Annotated in this window: 18 protein-coding genes; 7 read left to right on the plus strand and 11 right to left on the minus strand. The window is 71.0% G+C overall.

The features are described 5' to 3' along the window. Positions 1-49: 49 nt before the first annotated feature. Entirely contained in the window at positions 50-1,312 is a 1,263-nt protein-coding gene (locus tag H5411_RS05120) for a GAF domain-containing protein (RefSeq protein WP_246368780.1), read from the minus strand. A 163-nt stretch (positions 1,313-1,475) separates the two neighbouring features. Here H5411_RS05120 and H5411_RS05125 point away from each other — a divergent pair, with 163 nt between their 5' ends. Genes H5411_RS05125 through H5411_RS05135 form a run of 3 tightly spaced genes read left to right on the plus strand, consistent with a single transcriptional unit; the run spans position 1,476 to position 4,778 of the window. After that, positions 1,476-2,753, plus strand: a complete 1,278-nt coding sequence (locus H5411_RS05125; protein WP_312877677.1) for an iron-containing alcohol dehydrogenase — start codon at positions 1,476-1,478, stop codon at positions 2,751-2,753. Beyond that, positions 2,750-4,132: a MadS family sensor histidine kinase gene (locus tag H5411_RS05130; protein WP_183123065.1), complete on the plus strand. Its 1,383-nt coding sequence runs from the start codon at positions 2,750-2,752 to the stop codon at positions 4,130-4,132. Before H5411_RS05125 ends, H5411_RS05130 begins: the two co-directional genes overlap by 4 nt. After that, on the plus strand, positions 4,122-4,778 hold the full coding sequence (locus tag H5411_RS05135) for a MadR family response regulator transcription factor (protein ID WP_183123066.1): 657 nt from the start codon (positions 4,122-4,124) through the stop codon (positions 4,776-4,778). The genes H5411_RS05130 and H5411_RS05135 overlap by 11 nt, the downstream gene beginning before the upstream one ends. A 53-nt stretch (positions 4,779-4,831) precedes the next feature. On the opposite strand, the gene H5411_RS05140 is transcribed toward H5411_RS05135, so the two are convergent. From H5411_RS05140 to mdo, 5 genes are all read right to left on the minus strand, one after another. Next, positions 4,832-5,473: a GPR1/FUN34/YaaH family transporter gene (locus H5411_RS05140; protein ID WP_183123067.1), complete on the minus strand. Its 642-nt coding sequence runs from the start codon at positions 5,471-5,473 to the stop codon at positions 4,832-4,834. A gap of 40 nt (positions 5,474-5,513) precedes the next feature. Continuing rightward, on the minus strand, positions 5,514-6,434 hold the full coding sequence (gene mftM, locus H5411_RS05145) for a mycofactocin oligosaccharide methyltransferase MftM (RefSeq protein WP_183123068.1): 921 nt from the start codon (positions 6,432-6,434) through the stop codon (positions 5,514-5,516). After that, a complete protein-coding gene (locus tag H5411_RS05150) occupies positions 6,431-7,942 on the minus strand; it encodes a VWA domain-containing protein (protein ID WP_183123069.1) in 1,512 nt (503 codons plus the stop codon). Before H5411_RS05150 ends, mftM begins: the two co-directional genes overlap by 4 nt. A 10-nt stretch (positions 7,943-7,952) precedes the next feature. Then, a complete protein-coding gene (locus H5411_RS05155) occupies positions 7,953-9,140 on the minus strand; it encodes an AAA family ATPase (RefSeq protein WP_183123070.1) in 1,188 nt (395 codons plus the stop codon). 65 nt (positions 9,141-9,205) lie between these two features. Beyond that, positions 9,206-10,498: an NDMA-dependent methanol dehydrogenase gene (gene mdo / locus H5411_RS05160; RefSeq protein ID WP_183123071.1), complete on the minus strand. Its 1,293-nt coding sequence runs from the start codon at positions 10,496-10,498 to the stop codon at positions 9,206-9,208. A 436-nt stretch (positions 10,499-10,934) separates the two neighbouring features. Between mdo and nicT the strand changes: the two genes are divergently transcribed. Next, positions 10,935-12,083: a Nickel transporter NicT gene (nicT, locus tag H5411_RS05165; protein WP_183123072.1), complete on the plus strand. Its 1,149-nt coding sequence runs from the start codon at positions 10,935-10,937 to the stop codon at positions 12,081-12,083. Here nicT and H5411_RS05170 read toward each other — a convergent pair. The 3 genes from H5411_RS05170 to H5411_RS05180 all read right to left on the minus strand — a co-directional run bounded on the left by H5411_RS05170 (position 12,061) and on the right by H5411_RS05180 (position 15,115). Next, positions 12,061-12,882 carry a carbohydrate ABC transporter permease gene (locus H5411_RS05170; protein WP_183123073.1) on the minus strand — a complete coding sequence of 274 codons (822 nt, stop codon included), beginning with the start codon at positions 12,880-12,882 and terminating at the stop codon, positions 12,061-12,063. The two genes, nicT and H5411_RS05170, sit on opposite strands and share 23 nt — an antisense overlap. Then, a complete protein-coding gene (locus H5411_RS05175) occupies positions 12,882-13,724 on the minus strand; it encodes a carbohydrate ABC transporter permease (protein WP_081655446.1) in 843 nt (280 codons plus the stop codon). Before H5411_RS05175 ends, H5411_RS05170 begins: the two co-directional genes overlap by 1 nt. An 89-nt stretch (positions 13,725-13,813) precedes the next feature. Next, on the minus strand, positions 13,814-15,115 hold the full coding sequence (locus H5411_RS05180; RefSeq protein ID WP_183123074.1) for an extracellular solute-binding protein: 1,302 nt from the start codon (positions 15,113-15,115) through the stop codon (positions 13,814-13,816). A gap of 150 nt (positions 15,116-15,265) precedes the next feature. Here H5411_RS05180 and H5411_RS05185 point away from each other — a divergent pair, with 150 nt between their 5' ends. Next, complete coding sequence (locus H5411_RS05185; RefSeq protein ID WP_183123075.1) at positions 15,266-16,309, plus strand: LacI family DNA-binding transcriptional regulator; 1,044 nt, start codon at positions 15,266-15,268, stop codon at positions 16,307-16,309. Beyond that, complete coding sequence (locus H5411_RS05190) at positions 16,306-18,615, plus strand: beta-xylosidase/alpha-l-arabinosidase (RefSeq protein ID WP_183123076.1); 2,310 nt, start codon at positions 16,306-16,308, stop codon at positions 18,613-18,615. The genes H5411_RS05185 and H5411_RS05190 overlap by 4 nt, the downstream gene beginning before the upstream one ends. A 51-nt stretch (positions 18,616-18,666) precedes the next feature. Here H5411_RS05190 and H5411_RS05195 read toward each other — a convergent pair whose 3' ends face one another. Next, on the minus strand, positions 18,667-19,710 hold the full coding sequence (locus H5411_RS05195) for an NAD(P)-dependent alcohol dehydrogenase (RefSeq protein WP_183123077.1): 1,044 nt from the start codon (positions 19,708-19,710) through the stop codon (positions 18,667-18,669). A gap of 98 nt (positions 19,711-19,808) precedes the next feature. On the opposite strand from H5411_RS05195, the gene H5411_RS05200 reads away from it, so the two are divergent. Further along, positions 19,809-20,411: a TetR/AcrR family transcriptional regulator gene (locus H5411_RS05200; protein ID WP_183123078.1), complete on the plus strand. Its 603-nt coding sequence runs from the start codon at positions 19,809-19,811 to the stop codon at positions 20,409-20,411. 102 nt (positions 20,412-20,513) lie between these two features. On the opposite strand, the gene H5411_RS05205 is transcribed toward H5411_RS05200, so the two are convergent. Continuing rightward, positions 20,514-21,707, minus strand: a complete 1,194-nt coding sequence (locus tag H5411_RS05205) for an amidohydrolase family protein (protein WP_183123079.1) — start codon at positions 21,705-21,707, stop codon at positions 20,514-20,516. Between the last annotated feature and the right edge of the window lie 107 nt (positions 21,708-21,814).

Below are 21,814 nucleotides of genomic sequence, written 5' to 3' on the forward strand. Positions count from 1 at the left end.
GGCTCACTGTCCCGGGGAAAGGTTGCGGCGGGGTTGGCGCGCGGCCGGGTCACTCCCGGCGCGCGACGGCGAGCCGTCCGGCCGCGACGGCCCGGCGGGCATCGCCGGGGGCCAGCGCGGCGAGCGCGTGCTCGTGGATTTCCGCGTCGTACAGGGCGCGCTCGCCGTAGGCCAACGCGTGTTCCGGCGCGTCGCTGGCCAGCACCGCCGAACGCATGGCCACCTCCAGGTGGTCGCGCCACTGCACGATTCCGGGCGCTTCCGACTGCGGCAGCAACGGACCGCGGTACAGCCGCACGGCGGTCGCGAGGTCGCGGCGTTCCAACGCACGCAGCACGTCCACCGCGTCGCAGCCGATCGGCACCGTCGACGCGTACCGCCGGGGACTCACCACGCCGCCGAGCGCGTTGCGCAGGTGCGAGGCCTCCGCGCGCACCGTCGTCGACGTCACCGGACGGTCGCCGTAGAGCGCCTCGCGCAGCGCGTCCAGCGAGAACCCGTCCGGTTGCAACGCCAGCAAGGTCAGGATTTCCAGCTGCCGCGGACGCAGGTTCAGCGGGACCCCGTCGCGGGTCGCCGCGGCGACTCCTAGCGACGAGACCCGCAGCCCGGCCGGCGAGACCGCAGGCAGGCCGGATTCGATGGCCGACACGAGCGACCGGACCGTCGACATCGCCAGCGGATGCGACCGGTCCCAGGTGCTCGACAGGTCGAGCACGCCCAGCACGCGGCCGCGCGCGTCCCGGATCGGGGCGCAGTAGCAGACCCAGCCGTGCAGAGCCGCGACCAGGTGCTCGGCGGAGAACACCGCACTCGGCCGCCCGGTGCGCAGCGCGAGCGACAGCGCGTTCGTCCCCATCGCGGGTTCGTCCCAGCACCCGCCGGGGGCGAAGTTGACCCGCTCGGCCCGCCGGCGCATCACCCGTCCGCCGCAGGTCCACAGAATCGTGCCGGTTTCGTCGGTGACCGCCGCGATGAATCCCGCGTCGTCGGCGATCGTCCGCAGTTCGTCGGCCACGCGCAGCACCGGCGCGCGCAGCGGCGACTCGCTCCAGCGCGGCCGCACGACGCCGCCGTCCGAGACCGGCGCCCGGTCGGTGGCGGGATCGACTGTCGGCAGCGACCGCATCCACGATTCGGCGACCTCGTGCCGCAGCGGAACGTCGCCCGGCAGGCGCGCGGGATCCCGCAGCCGCGGGACCACCTCCGCCCACTGCTGCTCGAGATCGAGCCTGCGCCGTCGAAGCGAACCGAGTCCGTGCATTGACATCCCGACGTCGTCGTCCTCCGTGCCGGTCGTCGATCCTCCCAAGCCGCTCCCCCGTTCGCACCTGCCCGATCGGACAGGTTCCCCGGCCGCGAAGGAGGGGGCGGCCCCGCCGGCGGGCGCCTATGCTGGAGAGCCGTCCGTCCGACGGCGGGCGGGGTTACCCTCGAGCCGGCATGAAGGTTCCTCACCAGCACGGGAGGTCCCGGTGCTCCGACTGGCGGAAGGCCGTGCGATCACCATGGAACACGGGACGGGCGAGGGCCGGTGCTCCGGCGCGGCCCCGGCTGAGCTGACCGGCCCGCAGGTCGTCGACGCGCACTCGCCGCGCGAGCCGGCGCGGGTGGCGAAATTCCACGCGCCCGAAATCGTCTTCGGCCCGGGTTCGCTGGCCGAGCTCGGGCACTGCACGCTGCGGGTCGGGGCGCGCCGGCCGTTCCTGGTCACCGACCCCGGGCTGATCGAGGCGGGCTGGGTCGACGAGGCCGTCGGGCACCTGCGGATGGCCGGGCTGCACCCGGTGATCTGGCACGACGTCACCCCGAACCCCAAGGACCACGAGATCCAGCGCGCGTTCGAGCGCTACCTGGAAAGCGGCAGCGACGTGATCGTCGGCCTTGGCGGCGGGTCCTGCATCGACGCGGCGAAGGGCGTGGCGATCCTGTCCGGCAACGGCGGCCGGATCCTCGGCTACGAGGGCGTCGACAAGGTCGTGCACCCGATCCCGCCCACCGTCATGGTCCCGTCCACTTCGGGCACCGGCGCGGACGTGTCCCAGTTCGCCGTCGTCACCGACACCAGCCAGCACATCAAGATCACCATCATCAGCCGGACGCTGGTGCCGGAGATCTCGGTGATCGACCCGCGGCTGCTCACCACGATGCCGGACCTGCTCAACGCGGCGACCGGCCTCGACGCGCTGACCCACGGCATCGAGGCGTTCGTCTCCAAGGCGCACAACCCGCTGACCGACAACCACGCGCTGCAGGCGGTCGGCCTGATCACCCGCAACCTCCTGCGCACCCAGCTCAAACCGCGCGAGGCGGAGGCGCGGATGGCGATGGCGCAGGGCTCGCTGGAGGCCGGGATGGCCTTCACCAACGCGATCCTCGGCGCCACGCACGCGATGAGCCACCAGGTCGGCGGGCTGCTCGACGCGCCGCACGGGGTGGTCAACGGGGTGCTGCTGCCGCACGTCATCCGGTTCAACGCCGCCGAGGAGCCGCACCGGTTCGTCCCGCTCGCCGCGGCCGCGGGCATCGACACCGCCGGGTTGTCCGCGCTGGAGGCCGCGCACCGGCTCGCGGACCGCGCCCGCGAACTCGCCGACCAGGTCGGCGTACCGCGCGGCCTGGCCGGGCTCGGCGTCACCGAGGACAAGGTCGCCACGCTCGCGCGCACCACGATGAAGGACGCGTGCCTCGCGACCAATCCGCGACAGGCGCGGGCGGAAGACATCGAGGCGCTGTTCCGGGCGGCGCTGTGAGCGAACCGGGTCCCGACCGCACCGACGCCGACCTGGGCGTGCTCACCGGCGTGCGCTCCGGCAAGCGGTCGTTCTACCCCGAATACATCCGCTCGACCGAGCGGGTCTCCCGGGCGGTCGAGGCGCTCGACGGCATCTCCCGCGCGCTGGTGCGCACCGCGGAAGGGCCGCGCGCGCTCGTCGAGGCCGTGCTCCGCGCGGCGTCGGAGCATCTGCAGGCGGACTGGCTGCTGCTGGCGGTCGCGGACGGGGCGTTGCGCGCCGCGCGCCCGAGGTTCGTGCTGAACGTCGGCGGGAGGATCGTCGACGACCGGGCCGACGTGCCGGGCGAGGTTCTCGAACACCTCGACGTCCTGCGCACCCGGCCGTGGGAACTCGACGCCTGGCCGCATCGCGACGGTTTGGTGCGCGCGACGATGACGCTGGACGACGAGCCGGTCGGCGGGATCGTGGCGAAGCCCGCGCCCGGGCTGGAGGTCGCCTCCACCGACCTCGCCATCCTGCGCGTGCTGGGCAATCAGGCGGCGGTCGCGCTGCACAACTCGTTCCTCTTCCACGCGGCCGCCCAGTTGCGCGGACGCACCGAGCGGCTGTCCGAGGCCGCCGAGCGCCAGGCCCGCGACCTCGCCGCGCGCAGCGCCGAACTGGCGCAGACCCAGGAACGTCTCGTCGAGGTGATGCAGCGGCAGGTCCTCGACGACGAACGGCACCGGATCGCCCGCGAACTGCACGACAGCGTGGCGCAGTCCGTGCTCGGCGCGGGGATGACCATCGAGCTGTGCCGGGCCGAACTCGCCGCGATGGGCGGCCCGGCCGCGCGGATCGCGGACCAGCTCGCCCCGGCCAAAGACCTGACCAGACAGGCGATCGAACGGCTGCGCGCGTCGATCTACGCGCTGCACCACTCGTCCGCCGAAACACCCGGCCCGTTGCCGGTCCTGCTCGAGCGTCTGTCCACTGTGCACGGTCTGGGCGACCTGTCGGTCCAGGTGCGGGTCGCGGGCAGCCCGGTGGCGCTGCCGCCGCAGGCGGAACAGTCCATCGTGCGGATGGCGGGCGAGGCGCTGTTCAACGCGGCCGCCCACGGGAAAGCACGGCGCGCCTTGGTGCGCCTACAGTACCGGCCGGACGGCTCGGCCGTGGTGATCAGCGTGTCGGACGACGGCGACGGCGATCCCGCGCAGATCCGCCGCGCGCTGCGGCTGACGAAGGCGGCAGACCTGTCCGGCCGCCATCGCGGCCTGGCGAACATGCTGGCCAGGGCGGAGGAACTCGCCGGGGAGCTGACCATCCGCCGGTCCCGGATGGGCGGGATCCGCCTGCAGGTCCGGATTCCGCTCCCGGTGCCGGCCGAATGGGAGGCATCCGATGACGGCTGAGCGCCACGCACCCGCCGCGGTCCGCATCGTGCTCGTGGACGACCACGCCATCGTCCGCCAGGGCTTGCGTTCCCTGCTGGAACGCGAGACCGATCTGCAGGTCGTCGGCGAGGCGGGGTCGGCGGACGAGGCGCTCGCCGTGATCGAGGCCGCCCGGCCGTCGATCGTCCTGCTGGACCTCAAGCTGTCGACCGGCGCGGACACCGAGGGGCTGGACCTGTGCGCCCGGCTCACCGAGCGCTACCCGGACCTGGGCGTGCTCGTGCTGACCACCTTCCTCGACGACGCTCTGGTAGTCGACGTGATCCATCACGGCGCACGCGGGTACGTGGTCAAGGACGTCGACACCACCGAGCTGTTGCGCTCGATCCGCGCGGTCGCGCGCAACGAAAGCGCGTTCGATTCGCGGTCCGCGGCGGCGATGGTCCGCTCGATGCGGGTCGCGCGGGAACGTCCGTCGTTCACCGAGCGGGAGCTGAATGTGCTGCGGTTGCTCGCGAACGGGCTGAGCAACCGGGTCATCGGCGGGAAGCTGTACATCTCGGAGACGACCGTGAAGTTCCACGTCCGCAACATCATGCGCAAGCTGGACGCCAGCAGCCGGGCCGAAGCAGTCTACGAGGCCAGCAAAGCCGGCGTGATCTGAAACGGCCGGTCCGCCGCGGACGGTGTCCACGCGACGGACCGGCCAGACCGGGTTCAGCCGACCAGCGGGCGGCCCAGCGGGAGCCCCTTTCCTCCGGTGGCCAGCGAGGCGACGTGGAAGAACAGGTAGACGCCGACCGCGACGAACGCGAACACCCCGATGCCGCCCGCCGTCTGCAGCGCCGCGGAGCCCTGTGCCGTCGCCGTCAGGACCAGGGCGAGCGCGACATCGACGAGCGCGAACAGCGCGGTGAACGCCAGCGGCAACCGCAGCGTGGCGAGCGTGAGCAGGACGATGGTGACCAGCCACGAGATCAGGAAAAGCTCCTGGGTCGGCACCGCGTCGGCGGCCGGGACCGCGAACCAGTCGTGCAGCAAGCCGAACACCAGCACCGCGTAGCTGAGCCAGAACCCGGAGAAGACGCCGAAGATGCACGCGACGGCGTTCTGCCCGAGCGCCGCCGCCCACACCGCGGACACCAGCTGGCCGATCCCGGTGGCGACGAGGATGATCGCCAGCGGCGCGCCGACCGCGGCGGCCGGGACGAAACCGACCAGGGCGAGCCCCAGCGCGATCGACCCGACAAGGAAGGTCGGCACGCCGATCAGGGCGGGATCGCCGCCGAGCGGGCCGGACGCCGGGTCCGGTTCCGGCGCCGCGTGCGAGACGGGAACGTCGATTTCCGCTGCAGTCATCACTTCCTCCTTCGGTCGCCGCGCACCGCCTGCGCGGCAGTCAGCGGGGATGCAGGACCAGCCATCCGCCGTGGTGTTCGTGCACGGTGAACCGGCGGCCCGACCGCGCGCCGAGCCGGCGCAGCGCGGGCAGGTCGAACACCCGCACATGGCCGTACGCCTCGGCGGGCTCGTCCTCGAACGGGACCGCGATCACGACTGGACCGCGTGCCAGCCGCGTCGCCTCGCGCACCACTTCCTCCCCCGCGTCGGCGTCGAGGTGTTCCAGCAGGTGCAGCAGCGTCACGGTGTCGACCGACGAATCCGGCAACGGCATCCGGGCGGCGTCGCACACGAAGGTCTCGAGCGGATGCCCCCGATGCGCCGCGACCGCGTCCAGCAGCTGCATCGCGCCGGCGGACACATCCGACGCGACGACCTCGTTGCCGCCGCGCTCGGTCAGCAAAAGCGCGAAGAACCCGAAGCAGGACCCCAGATCCAGCACTCGTCCGGGCGGGGTGAGGCGCAGCGCGTGCTCGTACACCGGGGCGAATCCCGCGATGACCGAACGCGCGGGGAGGTCGGCCGCTCCCCCGCGCAGGCAGTGCCGGATCCGGCCGAGCGTGTTGTCGTAAAAGCACAGCCAGGCTCGCATCGGATCGTCCACAGTGGACTTCACGAGACCGGTGAAGGCGTGCTCGAAGACCTCGGCCCCGGAAAGCCAGCCGGGCGTGAACAGCTCGTCGGCCAGCAGTCCGGCCAGGTCGTTGTCGAGCTGGTCCGGCCGCAGCCGGTGCCGCAGCTCCACGCGGCGGCCGGCCTTGTGCAGGCTGAAATGCCGGGTCCGCACGAACGGCTCGGAGTCGTCCGCGCCGGCGGCTTCGCGGACGACGGCGAGGAGGCGGGCGAAGTACGCGCCGGCCGGGGCGGGCGCCAAGGGGTCGAGGTACCGCGGTGCGGCGACCGGCGCGGTGCTCGTCATGCCAGCACGTCCTCGGCCAGCCGGAAGGCGGCCCGGTCCAGCCCGGCCAAGTCCGCCACGACCTGCACGTGATCGCAGAACTCCGCGTACGCGGGCAGATCGCAGCCGCCGAGCCGCCACGAGTAGCGGGGTTCCGGCGTCAGCCAAAGGGTCCGGCGCACCCGGCGCGTGATCTCCTCGAACACTTCGAGCTTCGGATCGTTGCCGTTGCCGCGGCCGTCGCCGAGGACCAGCAGCGTCGTGCGCCGGTTCAGCGCCGCGCCGTGCTCTTCCGCCAGCTGCTCGAACGCCCGTCCGTAGTCGGAGTTCGCGTCGACGTCGAGCAGACCGCCCGCGGGCAGGCCGTCGAAGACCAGCCCGAGCGCGCGCTCCAGCGGATGTTCCTGGAACAGCTCGGTGATCTCGCTCGGCTCGTCGACGAACGCGAACGTGCGGACCTGGCCGAACAACGACTGCAGGCCGTGCACCAGATGCAGGGTGAACCGGGCGGTCGCGCGCACCGACAGCGAGACGTCCGCCAGCACGACCAGCCGCGGCTTGTCCTCGGCCCGCGTGACCGTCACCGGGCGGAACGGCACGCCGTCGTAGCGCATGTTCCGGCGCATCGTGCGGGCCGGGTGCACACGACCGCGCAAAGTGTTGCGCTTGCGGCTGGTCAACGCGCCACGCAGGGTATGTGCCAAGCGCCGCAACGACTCCTCCAGTTGCGCGCGCTCACGCTCGTCGACCCGCTCGGCCCGGGCCGCCTCCGCCACGCGGGTCTCCACCGCGGTCTCGGCGAGTTCGGCCAGCTTCTCCAAATGCCGCCGCAGCAGTTCCGGCAGGTTCTCCAGGACGCCGGCCAGTGCCGGCGGCAGCTGCTCGCCGTCGTCCTCGTTGTAGTTCAGCCAGCCGAGAAGCGCGCTCTCCTGTGCCACGGTCAGCTCGACGTCGAGCCGGCGCCCCGTCGAGGGCGCGAGCTGGCCGGGCACCCCGGCGTTGTGCAGCGAGGACGTCTCCAGCTGCACGCTCGGCGCAGCCGTCCCGCCGGTCGCGCTGTCCTTCGACAGCACGATCTCGTCGGTCATCGCTGCCAGGTCGATCTTGTTGGCTTCCTGGTGCAGGTTGTACTGCTGAGCCAGGTCCTGCTGGTCGAAATAGTCGCGGATGTCGGCCGGTTTGCCGTGGCTGTGCCCCTGTTCGGGCGTTTCGGACGGCTCCGGCGAGACGGTGAAGGTCTCGAGTTCACCGGTGTCGGCCAGGTCGTCGTGGCCGTGCCCGTGCCCCGTTTCCTCGCGCAGCCGCTCGATCTCGCGCAACGAGAAGTAGGCGTCGAAGGCCTCTTCGAACAGCTCGTCGTCGCGCTGGTCCTTGACCAGCGTCATGCGCAACGCTTCCCGCAGCGTGCCGCGTTCGTCGAGCACGCCGTCCTGTGCCGCCGCGCGCATCGCGTCCGTCGCTTCCGAGACGGACATGCGCAGGCCGAACAAGCGAAGCAGGCGCACGAACCGGTGCAGACTGGTCTCCATCGCCGCCGCCTCAGACCGGACGGCGGCGGGTGAACGCCTCGAACGCCCGGCCGCCTTGCCCGGAGCCGGTGCGCCGCGCCGGCCCGGAACCCGGCGCACCGTAGTAGTTCTCGTCGTGCCTGCCGGGCAGGTCCTTGGCCTGCCGCGCCGCGCGTCCGCCGTCGTCGTCGTCCTCGTGGTGCGCGTCATGCTCGTGGCTGTGGTCATGCCCGTGCCCGTGCCCATGGCCGTGGCCGTGCGGGAGCTCGGCGGGCAGTTCGCGGTTCGGGTCGACGAGATCCGGCAGCACCCGCAGCGCCCGGCCGAGGTCGCGTTCGTACTTCAGCACCACGTTCGCGGTCTCGGCGAGGATCTGCGGCGACAGCTCCTCGGCGCCGAGGACGGCGAGCGTGCGCGCCCAGTCGATGGTCTCGGAAATGCTCGGGCTCTTGCGCAGCCGCAGCTCCCGCAGCTTCCGCACCACGTCGACGAGCGTGCGCGCGGCCGCGTCGGGCAGTCCGGTCTTCTTCGACCGCAGGATCTCCAGCTCGCGTCCGGCATCCGGATAGTCGAGGAACAGGTGCAGGCAGCGCCGCTTCAACGCGGCGGAAAGGTCGCGCGTGTTGTTCGACGTGAGCACCACGAGCGGCGGGACTTTCGCGGTGTACGTGCCGATCTCCGGCACCGAAACCTGGTACTCCGCAAGACATTCCAGCAGCACCGCTTCGAGCGCTTCGTCCGCCCGGTCCACCTCGTCGATCAGCAGCACCGCGGGTTCTTCCCCGCGCACGGCGTCCAGCAGCGGTCGCGGAGCGAGGAAGTGGTCGGAGAAGAACACGCTGTCCTGAGCGTCGATCCGGGCGACCGCGCTGGCCAGGTCCGGCGCGTCGGCGATCACGTCGCCGATTTTTTCGCGCAGCATCTGGATGTAGAGCAGCTGCTTGCCGTAGTCCCACTCGTACAGGGCCTTCGTCTCGTCCTGCCCCTCGTAGCACTGCAGGCGCAGCAGCCGGCGGCCGGTGACCTCGGCCAGCGTCTTGGCCAGCTCGGTCTTGCCGACCCCGGCCGGACCCTCCAGCAGCACCGGTTTGTCCAAAGTGCACATGAGATAGACCGTGGTCGCGAGACGGCGGCCGGCGATGTAGCCGGCGCCGGCGAAGCGGTCGACGACCTCGTCGATCGAGCCGAACGGAGCGTGGTCGGGGAATGCGGTGGACACGTCGCCTCCGGTAGGTCGGTGCCGGGAAGCGCGGCGGGGCCGGCCCAGGGCCCCGCCGCGCGGGATCAGCCGAGCAGGTCGTCGAGGTCGCCGTTGAGGCAGTGGTCGACGACCGGGCGGACCGTGTCGAACGTGCACTCCTTGGCGTTGCCCGGAGTGCAGGCGTCGCCGAGGACGTGGTTGGTGATGCGGTCGACGTCCGCGTCGTCGCCCTTGATCGTCTTCGCCCGCTCGTAGTACTTGGTCGGGCCCTGGCCGAGCCGGTTCTTCGAGTAGGAATCAGCGGTGACGTCGGTGAACTTCTCCGGAATGCCGACGTCGCGCAGCAGCCGGATCGCCGCGGCCAGTGCCGCGTCCGCCGCCTGCACGTCGGTCTTCCCGTAGGTGTCGACACCGAGCGCCTCGGCGATGTCCGCGAACCGCTTGTACGCCGCGGGCATGTTGAACGCCCACACGCGAGGCAGCGCGATCGCGTTGTTGAGGCCGTGGTGGGTGTCGTAGAACGCGCTCACCGCGTGCGAGATCGAGTGGATGATGCCGAGGCCGCCGGAGTTGAACGCCTGCGCGGCGATGTACTGGGCGTACATCATGCCCTCGCGCCCGGCCAGGTCCTGGCCGTTCCACACCGCGGCGCGCAGGTTCTGCCCGGTCAGCTTGATCGCGTGCAGCGCGTTGCCCAGCGACGGCTCGAAGTTCAGCCGGGACACGTACGGCTCGGAGGCGTGCGCCAGCACGTCGAAACCGCACTGCGCGGTGTAGTCGATCGGGCAGTCGTAGTAGAGCACCGGGTCGTCGATCGCCAGCGTGGTCACCGAGGCGTCGTCGAAAGCCACGTACTTGTGCGGGTTCTCCGGGTCGGTGGTGGTGTCGGTGATGACGTACGCCCACGACGTCTCGGAGCCGGTGCCCGCGGTGGTGGAAACCGCGATGTGCGGCGGGTTCTTCGGGTTCTCGGATTTGTTGAAGCCCTCGAACTCGTTGACGTTGCGGCCGTCGTGCGCCACCGAGATGCGCGCGCCCTTGCAGGCGTCGTGCGAGGACCCGCCGCCGATCGAGACGAACGAATCGCACTTGTTCTCCTGGTACAGCGTCACGGCGTCCATGACGTTGTAGTCCTTGGGATTCGACTCCACCTGGTCGTACACGACGACCTCGAGACCGTGGTACTTCATCGACTCCACGATCTTGTGCACGATGTCCGTCCCGAGCAGGCCGGACGTCATGACCAGCACCTTGGAAAAGCCCATCTTCTTCGCTTCCGGCCCGATCAGCTCGTGCGAGCCGGGGCCGAGGAGCGCGCGCGGGAACGGGTGGAACTCCTTGATGGGGAACGGTTTCAACAGCTCGTCGACCTGCATGGCGGTCCTGGTCCTCTCCGCACGCCCGAGACGTGCGTGCTGCGGCGGCTGCTCCGGGACCGGCGGCGGAAGCGGCCGGCGGAGCACGGACAACCGGAAAGCTAGGCGCGGCCGCCGGTTCCGGGAACCCGGTGCGGCCCGATCCCGGCCGACCGGCGCCCCGGCTCCGCACGATCGGACGGGACGGACCTGCCCGATCGGTCAGGCCGCGCGGACCTCCGGCGCGTAATCCGCGGCCGCCGTCCCGCGCACCGAAGCGTCGCGCCCAGCGCATACCGCGGGCACGCGGCGGCCGCACCTGTCCACCCGGGCAGGTACGGCGCGACCGGTCGCACGGCGAACGGCGCGCCGCTCGGACTTAGGGTCGGGACGAACTGCTACGGTCCGGCACCGCGCAGTCGTCGCCGTCGCCAACCCCTGATCGAGGTGATCACCGATGAGCCCGGCCCATCGTCCGCGGTTGTCGCGTCGCGAGTGGACACACGTCGGCGGGATGGCCGCTTTCATCGCCCTGCTGCACCTCGTGGGGTGGGGGGTGCTTCTGCTGGTCGTGGTCCCCGGCCATTACCGGCTCGGCGCGGGCGTGTTCGGCGTCGGCACCGGCGTGACCGCCTACCTGCTCGGGCTGCGGCACGCGTTCGACGCCGACCACATCGCCGCGATCGACAACACCACCCGCAAGCTGATCGCGGAAGGCCGGCGTCCGCTGTCGGTGGGGTTCTGGTTCTCGCTCGGGCACTCCACGGTGGTGGTCGTCCTGACGCTGCTGCTCGCCTCCGGGGTCCGGGCGCTGGGCGTCGAGCTGACCGACGGCGATTCCCCGCTGCGGCAGTACGGCGGACTGGTCGGGACCCTGGTCTCCGGCGGGTTCCTGTGGCTGCTCGGCATCGTCAACCTGGTCGTGCTGGCCGGCATCGTGCGGGTGTTCCGCCGGATGCGCCGCGGCGAGTACGACGAGCACGCGCTGGACACCCACCTCGAAAACCGCGGCTTCCTCAACCGGATCCTCCGCCGGGCGATGCGCGCCGTTTCCCGGCCCTGGCAGATCTACCCGATCGGCGTGCTGTTCGGGCTGGGTTTCGACACCGTCAGCGAGATCGCCCTGCTCGTGCTCGCCGGCACGAGCGTCGGGGCGGGCCTCCCCTGGTACGCGGTCATGTGCCTGCCGGTCCTGTTCGCCGCGGGCATGTCGCTGCTCGACACGATCGACGGGTCGTTCATGAACCTCGCGTACGGGTGGGCGCTGTCCCAGCCGCTGCGGAAGGTCTACTACAACCTCACGCTGACCGGCCTGTCCGTGGCCGCGGCCTTGCTCATCGGCACCGTCGAGCTTCTCTCCGTCCTCGCCGACAAACTGGGCTTCACCGGCGGGCTGTGGGACTGGGTGACCGGACTCGACGTCAACCGGCTGGGATTCGGCATCGCTGGCCTGTTCGCGCTCGGCTGGCTGTGCGCGATCGGAGTGTGGAAACTCGGCCGCCTCGAGGACAAATGGCAGCGAGCCCCGGAGGCCGGCCGCGGACCGGTCCCGGCCGGGCAAGCCGCGCCGGCCGAAGCCGCCGTCACTTGCCGAAACCGGCGGTGAGGCCGGTGACGAGGTAGCGGCGGCCGAGGATGTACAGCGCGAGGACCGGCAGGGTGGACAGGACGACCGCGGCGAGCACCGCGGGGATGTTGACCTGGAACTGGCCTTGGAAAGCCCACAGCGCCATGGGAAGCACGCGCTGGTCGGAGCTTTGGGTGAGGATGAGCGGGAAGAGGAATCCGTTCCACACGTTGAGGCCGTCGTACACCGCGACAGTCACCATCGCGGGCTTCACCATCGGCAGCACCAGGCTGCCCAGCATCCGCCAATGCCCGGCGCCGTCCACGCGCATCGATTCGAACAGTTCGTTGGGCACGTCGCGCAGGAAATTGGCCAGGATGACCACGGAGAGCGGGATCGCGAAGGCGACCGACGGCAGCACGATCGCCAGCAAGGTGTCGTAGAGGTGCGCACGCGTGATCAGGTAGTAGATCGGGATGATCGTCGCCTGCAGCGGGATCGCCAGGCCCAGCAGGAAGATCTTGTAGGTGGTCGCGGAAAACCTGGTGCGCCCGCGCACGACGTAGTACGCCGCGAGGAGCGACACCGCGAGGGTGACGACCACGGTGCCGGCCGTGACGATCGCGCTGTTGACCAGGTACCGCAGGAATCCGTTGTCGAGGACCAGCCGGTAGTTCTCGAAAGTGGGATCGCCGGGCAGCGACAGCGGATTGGCCGCGAAGAACCCGCTCTGGCGGCGCAGGCTCGTCACGACGATGTAGTACACGGGCACGAGAACGACGAGCAGCCAGGCGAATCCGGCGAGACCGCCGAGCACGTTGGGCCGGTTCCGGGCCATCACGCACCGTCCTGCTGGCTGCCGCGGGAGAAGCGGGCGAACCGGGCCAGGCCGAGCGACAGCGCCAGTCCGGCGACGACGAGCAGCACGGCCAGCGTGCTCGCCCGGCCCATGTCGTTGTTGGAGAACCCGTTGAGGTACATGTCCAGCGGCAGGAACCGGGTCGCGTTGCCCGGGCCGCCGCCGGTGAGCACGAAGACCAGGTCGAAATAGGTCAGCGAGCCCACCAGCATCAGCGTCGACGAGGTGACGATCGTATAGCGCAGCTGCGGCAGCGTGATGTGGAAGAACTGCCGCACCGGGCCCGCGCCGTCGATCTGCGCGGCTTCGTAGAGCTGTGCCGGGATCTGCCGCACGCCCGCCTGGTACAGCAGCGTGTGGAAGGGCATGAACTGCCAGCCGATCACGAAGATCACCACGTACAGCGCCAGCGTCGGATCGCCCAGCCAGTCCTGGGCGAGCCAGGACGCGCCGAACGCGCGGCTCATCCCGAAGTTCGGGTCGAGCAAGGCCTTGAACGCGATGGCGATCGCGGCCGACGACAGCAGCAGCGGCAGGAAATACAGCACGCCGAGCACCGCGCGGTACCGGCCGCGGCCCGCCGTGAGCACCCCGAGCAGAAGCGAGACCGGCGTCTGGAACAACCAGCTGGCCGCCATCACCTGCACGCTGAGCCAGAGCGCGTGATAGGTCGCCGGATCGCCCAGCGCCGCCGCCCAGTTCCCCAGCCCGGTCCAGGCGGGATCGGCGATCCCGTCCCACTTCATCAGGCTGAGCACCGCGACTCCGCCGAGCGGCAGCAGCGCGAAGACCGAGAAGAACGCCAGTGCGGGCGCGGCCATCAGCGGATGCGGTCCGGCGCGGCCGGGCGCCGCGACGGAGCGCGTCCGCTTTCCGGCCCGAGGCCGCGCGAGAGCGGGAGCGGACACGGTCACTTTCCGATCGTCGCGTTCATGTTCGCCGAGAACTGCTCGGGCGTGATCTGCTTGAGGAACAGCTGGTCCAGGTTGTTCAGCAGGGCGTCCGCCTGTCCGGGGGAAACGGCCTGGTCCCAGGAGAGCTGGAAGTTCGGGGCGTTCCGCGCCAGTCCGTACACATAGGACAGATACGCCGGGTCCGGAGCCTTGGCCAGTTTGGCCTCGATCCCGTTGACCGGCGGCACCGCGCCCCCGGCGAGCAGCCCGTCGACGTAGGTGTCGTTCATGACGCCCTCGCGCAGGTATTTCACCGCGGCCTGTTTCTGCGCGTCGGAGGCGTGCGCGGACACCGACCAGAAGTTCGCCGGGTTGCCCACGATGTCGGCCGGATCGCCCTTCCCGCCCGATACGACCGGGAAACCGGTGTAGCCGAGTTTGCCCGCGGCGAAACCTGGGTCGGCCTGCTTGATCGTGGGGAAGGCCCACGAGCCCATCAGGTACATCGCCGCCTTGCCGGTGTAGAGCAGGGCGAGGTCGGCGTTGCTGTCGGTGCTGATCGAATTGAACCCCTTGGCGAATCCGCCCGCGTCCACCAGCTGCTGGATCTTGCGGTTCGCGTCCAGAACCGCGGGATCGGACCAGGCTCCCGGCTTGTTCGCGGCGATCGCGGCGAAGACGCCCGGCCCGCCGATCCGGTCGACCAGGTACTCCTCCCACATCAGCTGCGGCCATTTGCTTTGCCCGCCGAGGGAGAACGGCGCGATCCCGGCCGCGGAGAACTTCGGCACGAGCGCCATCAGCTCGTCCCACGTCTTCGGCGGCTCGGCCCCCACCCGGGCGAAGAGGTCCTTGTTGTAGAACAGGAAAACCGGCTGCATGCTGTTGTTCGGCACGGCGTAGGTCTTCCCGTCCAGCACTCCGGTCTTCGCCACCGAGGGCAGGTACCGGCCGGTCAGCGCGGGGTCCTTCCGCACTTCCGGGGTCAGGTCCATGATCTTGCCCGCGGCGACCCAGGATTTCAGCATGCCGCCGTTGCCCCAGCTGAACACCAGGGTGGGCGCCTGGTCCGCGCCGACGGCCGAGCGGATCTTCTGCTTGTACGCGTCGTTGCCGAAGAACTGCCCCTCGACGCCGCCGCTGGCGAACGAGGTGCGGAACACCTGCTCGTCGCCGCCGGTCAACGCCCAGGCCGTCGCTTTCCCGCCGGCGGCGGACGTCGGCCCGCTCGTGCCGCACGCCGCGGCGAAGGCCAGCAGGACCGCGAGCCCGGGCGCCGCGAGCGTCGTGCGGATCGTCCGGCGAGTACCCAGTTTCATGATGCACCTTCCGCTCCGAAGGTTCGAAAAGTTTCGAAAACTTCTCGAGGGCTGGCCGAAATCTAGGGTAGTGATTCGGGCCCGTCAAGTGCTAAATTCCCTGCCGGAACCTCAAAATCACGGTTCGAAATCTTTCGATAAGGAGAGCCGATGCCGCCCCGCAACGGCGCGACGCTCGCCGCGGTCGCCGAAGCCGCCGGCGTCTCGCTGCCGACTGTCTCGAAGGTGCTCAACGGGCGGTCCGACGTGGCCGCGCGCACCCGCGCCCGAGTGGAACAGGCACTGCGGGACGCCGGGTACGTGCCGCGGACCGGGAGCCGGAGCGCGTCCGCGACCCGGATCGTCGACGTCGTGTTCGACGATCTGGTCAGCCCCTATGCGCTGGAGGTGCTGCGCGGGGTGACCGCCGCGGGCGCCGAACTCGGCACCGACGTGGTGGTGAGCCGGATGCCGGCGGCGGCCCCCGGCGGCCCGCTCAGCCCCGAGGACCACTGGACGCAGCGGCTCAAGGGCGACGGCCGGGCCGGCCTGATCGTCGTGACCTCCGAACTTTCGCTCGCCCAGGTCGAGAGCTTCGAGCGCGCCGAGCTGCCCCTGGTGGTCATCGACCCGATCAACCTGCCGAGGGCGGAGGTCGCCAGCGTCGGCGCGACGAACTGGTCCGGCGGGATCGCGGCCGCGGAGCACCTGCTGAGCCTCGGGCACCGGCGCATCGCGTTCGCCGGGGGGCCGGTCGGGGCGTCCTGCAGCCAGGCGAGGCTGCACGGATACCGCGCCGCGCTCGAGAACGCGGGCGTCGCGTTCGACCCGGAACTGGTGCGCCACGGCGACTTCGGCCACCCGGCGGGGCTGGAGATCGGAAACCTCTTGCTGGCCATGGAAAATCCGCCGACCGCGGTGTTCGCCGCGAGCGACGCCACCGCGCTCGGGGTACTGGAAGCCGCGCGGCAGCGGGGTTTGCGGGTGCCGCAGGAGCTGAGCGTCGTCGGCTTCGACGACACCATGCTCGCCGGCCTCGCCACCCCGCCGCTGACCGTGATCCGGCAGCCGCTGCACGACATGGGCCGGGTCGCGCTGCGCACCCTGCTCAAGCTGATTTCCGGGCAGACGCTCGATTCCCACCACGTCGAACTCGCGACCCATCTCGTCGTGCGCGATTCGACCGCCCCCGCACCCGACCGAGGAGCGCGATGACCCGCTGGCACGACCGGAGCCTGTCCCCCGCCGAACGCGCCGGAGCGCTGCTGGCCGAGATGACCCTCGAGGAGAAGATCGCCCAGCTGGGCAGCGCGTGGCCCGGCAACCAGGACATCAGCGGGAACGTCGCCCCGATGCAGGACGTCTTCGCCCGCGGCGGGGCTTCGTTCGACCAGGTCCGCGCGGACGGGATCGGGCACCTCACCCGGCCGTTCGGCACGGCTCCGGTGAGTGCGGCCGAGGGCGTCGCCCGGGTCACCGCGCTGCAGCGCGACATCGTCTCCGAGACCCGGCTCGGCATCCCGGCGATCGTGCACGAAGAGTGCCTCACCGGCTTCACCACCCTCGGCGCCACGGTCTACCCCACCGCGCTGGCGTGGGCGGCGACCTTCGATCCGGGTCTCGTCGAGCGCATGGCCGCCGCGATCGCGGAAGACCTGCGCGCGGTCGGCGTGCACCAAGGGCTCTCGCCCGTGCTCGACGTCGTGCGCGACTATCGCTGGGGCCGCACCGAAGAAACCCTCGGCGAAGATCCGTATCTGGTCAGCATGCTGGGAACCGCTTATGTCCGCGGGCTGGAGAAGACCGGGATCATCGCGACGCTGAAGCATTTCGCGGGATACAGCGCGTCCCGGGCGGCCCGCAACCACGCGCCGGTGTCGATCGGGCCGCGCGAGCTGCGCGACGTCATCCTGCCGCCGTTCGAGATGGCGCTCCGCGAAGGCGGGGCCCGGTCGGTCATGAACTCCTACACCGACCTCGACGGCGTGCCCGCCGCGGCCAGCAAGGCGCTGCTCACCGCGATTCTGCGCGACGAATGGGGTTTCGACGGAGTCGTGGTCTCCGACTACTGGGCCATCGCGTTCCTCAAGAGCATGCACCGGGTCGCCGGCAGCGCGGGCGAGGCGGGCGCGCTCGCGCTGGCCGCCGGGATCGACGTCGAACTGCCGGACCGCCAGTGCTACGGCAAGGAACTGGCCGAACTGGTCCGGTCCGGGGAAGTCCCGGAGGAACTGGTCGACCGGTCCGCGCTCCGCCTGCTGCGGCAGAAGGCCGAACTGGGCCTGCTCGACGCGGACTGGGTTCCGCGGGCCGCGCCGGTCGACCTGGATTCGCCGCGCAACCGGGCCATCGCCCGGGAAATCGCCGAGAAGTCCGTCGTGCTGCTCGCGAACAACGGCACGCTTCCGTTGTCCGGCAGGAAATCCGCCGGGAAAATCGCTGTCGTCGGGCCCTGCGCCGACGACCCGCTGGTTTTCCTGGGCTGCTACTCCTATCCCAACCACGTCCTGCCGCGCCATCCCGAATTCGGCCTCGGCGTGCCCGTTCCGTCGCTGGCCGACGCGCTGCGGCTCGAACTGCCCGAGGCCCGGATCTCGCTGCACGAAGGCTGTCCGATCCTCGAGGAAGACAGCTCCGGCATCGCGGCCGCCGCAGCCGCCGCGGAAGCCGCCGACGTGTGCGTCGCCGTCGTCGGCGACCGAGCGGGCATGTTCGGCAGCGGCACCTCCGGCGAAGGCTGCGACGCCCCCGACCTGAGCCTCCCCGGCGTCCAGGACGAACTCCTCGACGCGCTCCTGGCGACCGGGACGCCGGTCGTCGTCGTGGCGGTCTCGGGCCGTCCGTACGCCCTCGGCCGCCACGCCGGCCGCGCCGCCGCTCTGGTCCAGGCTTTCCTGCCGGGAGAGGAAGGCGGCGGCGCCGTCGCCGGGATCCTGTCCGGCCGGATCGCCCCGTCCGGGAAACTGCCGGTGCAGGTGCCGCGCACGCCCGGCGGCTCGCCCGGCACCTACCTGGCCCCGCCGCTGGGCCGCGACAGCGAAGGCATCAGCAACCTCGACCCGACGCCGCTGTTCCCGTTCGGGCACGGCCTGTCCTACACCACGTTCGGCTACTCGGACCTGCGGCTGAGCGCGACCGAAATCCCCACCGACGGCGAACTGTCCATTTCGGTCACCGTGCGCAACACCGGCGAGCGCGCGGCGGACGAAATCGTGCAGCTGTACCTGAACGACGTGCAGGCCCAGGTCACCCGCCCCGTCCGGCAGCTCGCCGGATTCGCCCGAGTGCCGCTCGAAGCGGGCCGCGCCGCTCGTGTCACCTTCGCGGTGCACGCCGACCGCACCAGCTTCACCGGGCTCGACCTGCGCCGGATCGTCGAACCCGGAACAATCGAGGTCCTGGTCGGGCCGTCCGCGGGCGAACTGCCCTGCACCGCGTCGTTCGAACTCACCGGCCCGGTCCGCGAAACCGGGCCCGACCGGGTCCTGTCCACCCCGGTCTCGATCTCTCCGCTCGAGTGAGCAAGGGATCGCCAGTTCCCCGGTTGCGGCCGGAGAAATCCCTTAAGCGGTCTAGGCCAAGTCGGACAGGTCCAGCACAAACCGGTAGCGGACGTCGTTTCGCTCCAACCGGCTGAGGGCTTCGTTCACCCGCGACGAGGGCACGAGCTCGATGTCGGCGGCGACGTTGTGCTGGGCGCAGAACTCCAGCATCGCGGCGGTCGCCGGCCGGCCGCCGCTGCCGGCCGAGCTGAGCTTCTTGCGTCCGACGAGCAAGTCCATGGTCTCCACAGTGACGGGCGCGAGCTGCCCGAGCTGGCTGAGCGTCCCGTCCATGGCGACGAGCCCTAGGTAGGGGCCGAGCTCATGCGGAACGGCGATGGTGTCGATCAGGACGTCGAACCGGTTGCGGGCAGCGGCCATCTGTCGTTGGTCGGAGGAGACGATCAGGTCGTGGGCACCCAGTCGGCGCGCGTCGTCAGCCTTGTCCGCTGACCGGCTGATGACCGTGGTGTCGGCGCCGAGCGCGACGGCGAGTTTGACCGCGAGGTGCCCGAGGCCGCCGAGACCGGCTACTGCGACGCGGGTCCCCGGCCCGACGCCGAGAGCGCGCAGCGGCTCCCAGACGGTGATTCCGGCGCACAGCAGCGGAGCCGCGGCCGCGGGATCGAGCCCGGCCGGCAGCGGGTAGGCGAACAGGTCGCGGACGACGTACTCGCGGGAGTAGGCCCCGAGCGTGGTCGATCCGTCGCGGCGGTCGGTGCCGCCGTAGGTCAGCGTCGGGAATTCGGCGCAGAAATTCTCCTGGCCCGCCCGGCACATCGCGCACCCGCCGCACGAATCGACGATGTTGCCGACCGCTACCGCGTCGCCTACCGAGAACCGCGTGACCTCAGGCCCGATCGCGGTCACCACCCCGGTGAATTCATGGCCCGGCACCAACCGCGCGTCCCCGGTCTCGGCAAGAGCGCCGATGGCGTGCAGATCGGTGTGGCAGACGCCGCAGTAGTCCACGCGGACCGCGACGTCGTCGGCACGCAGGTCCCGGCGCTCGAACGACACCCGGCGCAGCGCGGCCCCCGGCCGGTCGGCTTGCCAGCCCACGGTGGTCCTCATGGCCGCCCCTCAAAGCAAACAGACTGTTCGGTCTATTGCAGAGTAGCCACACTCCGCCGACCAGGCAAACCGACTGGTCTGTTGTTATCCTGCCGGGCATGGCCGACAAGCCCCTGACCGCGCGTGGCGCCGCCACCCGGCAGCGCATCCTCGACGTGGCCACCCAGGAATTCGCCGAGCACGGCATCGCCGGGGCCCGCGTCGAACGCATCGTGGCCGCGGCGCGCACGAACAAGGCTCAGCTCTACGGGTATTTCGGCAGCAAGGAAGGCTTGTTCGACGCGATCTTCTTCGGCTCGCTGGAACGGATCATGACCGTCGTCCCGATCGACGCGACCGACCTGGCGGACTGGGCGGTCCGCCTCTACGACGAGTACCTCCGCCGCCCCGACCTGATCCGGCTGGCCACCTGGGCGCGCCTGGAACGACGTCCGGCCGGCCATCTCGTCGCCGACGCCGACCGCGTCGACGACGCCAAACTGCGGGCCATTTCCGACGCGCAGGCCGCCGGGCTCGTCCGGTCCGGCGAACCGTTCGACCTCATGGCCATGGTCATCGCGATGTCCATGGCATGGTCGCCGGTGAGCAACGTCTACGCCGCGACCGCCGAGGAACCCGCGGACGTCCACGAACAACGCCGCATCCTGCTCCGCGACAGCGTGCGACGCGTAGTCGCACCCGACGGTCCAGCCGCGCAGTGATCCTTCCCGGCGCGTGGGCATACCGACCGCCCCGGCACAGGCCTGGCAGTCGACGGCAACACCCAACTTCCGATACTCCGGGCGGACAAACCTCCGCTCTGATCAGTCAGCCGTCGCCCGCACTACCGCACCGCGCAGCACTACCGCTGCCACCCGGGCGAGCGCGGCCGGTTCGCGGGCGAGATCGCCGTCGACCAGGAGCAGGTCGGCATCGGAACCCGCCCGGAGGCGTCCCTTCGCGGAACCGAACCCGCACGTGTCCGCGGCGGCCGACGTCGCGGTCGCCAGCGCCGGCTCCAGCGGAACCCCCGCCGACACGAGCGCGAGCACCGACCAGGGGAGCACCCCGTGCGGTTTGCCCTCGGCGATGCCCGAGTCCCCGCCCGACACCAGCGCCACCCCCGCACCGGCCAGCGTCGCCGCGTCCCTGGCCCGGCTGTCCGGCGACAGCCCGAACCGCTCCAGCTGCGCCCGGACCGGCCCAGACGGCACCGCGCCAGGCGCGATCCCGACCGTCGGACACACCCGGACACCCGCCGCGGCCAGCCGCTCCAGCACGTCTCCGGTCAGCCGGACGCCAGCCGGGGTGAGGCAGGTGCAGTGCTCGATCCCGTCCGCCCCGGCGGCGATGGCCTGCTCGACCGCGGGCAACGCGTGGGCGTGCACCGTGACCGGCAGATTCGCGGCATGAGCGAGTTCGACCACCAGCCGCAGGTCCGCGTCGCCGAACTGGCAGCCGAACACGTCGGTCCCCGCGGTGTTGAGCCCGCCGCTCCCCATGATCTTCACGACGTCCACGCCGCGCTCGACCCGTTCCGCGATCGCCGCACGCAACTGCTCGGCTCCCGCCACAGCACCGCCCATGTTCCAGCAATGCCCGCCCGGCACCGTGATCGGCGGTCCGGCCGACGCCACCGCCGGCAACCCCGGCCGCAGCCGCCACGCGAGCGTCGCATAGTGCCGGTCGCCGAGATCGCGCACGGCCGTGACACCCGCCGCGAGCTGCCGCCGCAAACCCGTCTCGATCACCTCGGCTTGCTTCGCGTCGCTGTGGCCGGCCAGCCTTTCCAGCGCGCCGTTGCGGCTGTCGCAGCACAAGTGCACGTGCGCATCGATCAGACCGGGCAACAGCGTCCCGCCCGGAACCTCCAGCAGCGGCCAGCCCGCGGGCACCACCGCCGAGGCCGACTCGACCGCGACGATCCGGCCGTCCTCGATCAGCACGAGAGCGCCCCGCGGCATCAGCCGCACACCGTCGAACGCCTGCTCCGCGCGAACCGCCAGCCTGCTGTCCATCGCCCACCTCTCCCCCAGCAGTCGCTCGACGGAGCAGTTTCGTTCCACCGGCGCTTCGCGGCCGAGGCTATGGCGCGGATCCGAACCCGGTCCACAGTGGACCCGAG

The sequence above is a fragment of the Amycolatopsis echigonensis genome, assembly GCF_014174495.1.
Lineage (GTDB): Bacteria > Actinomycetota > Actinomycetes > Mycobacteriales > Pseudonocardiaceae > Amycolatopsis > Amycolatopsis echigonensis.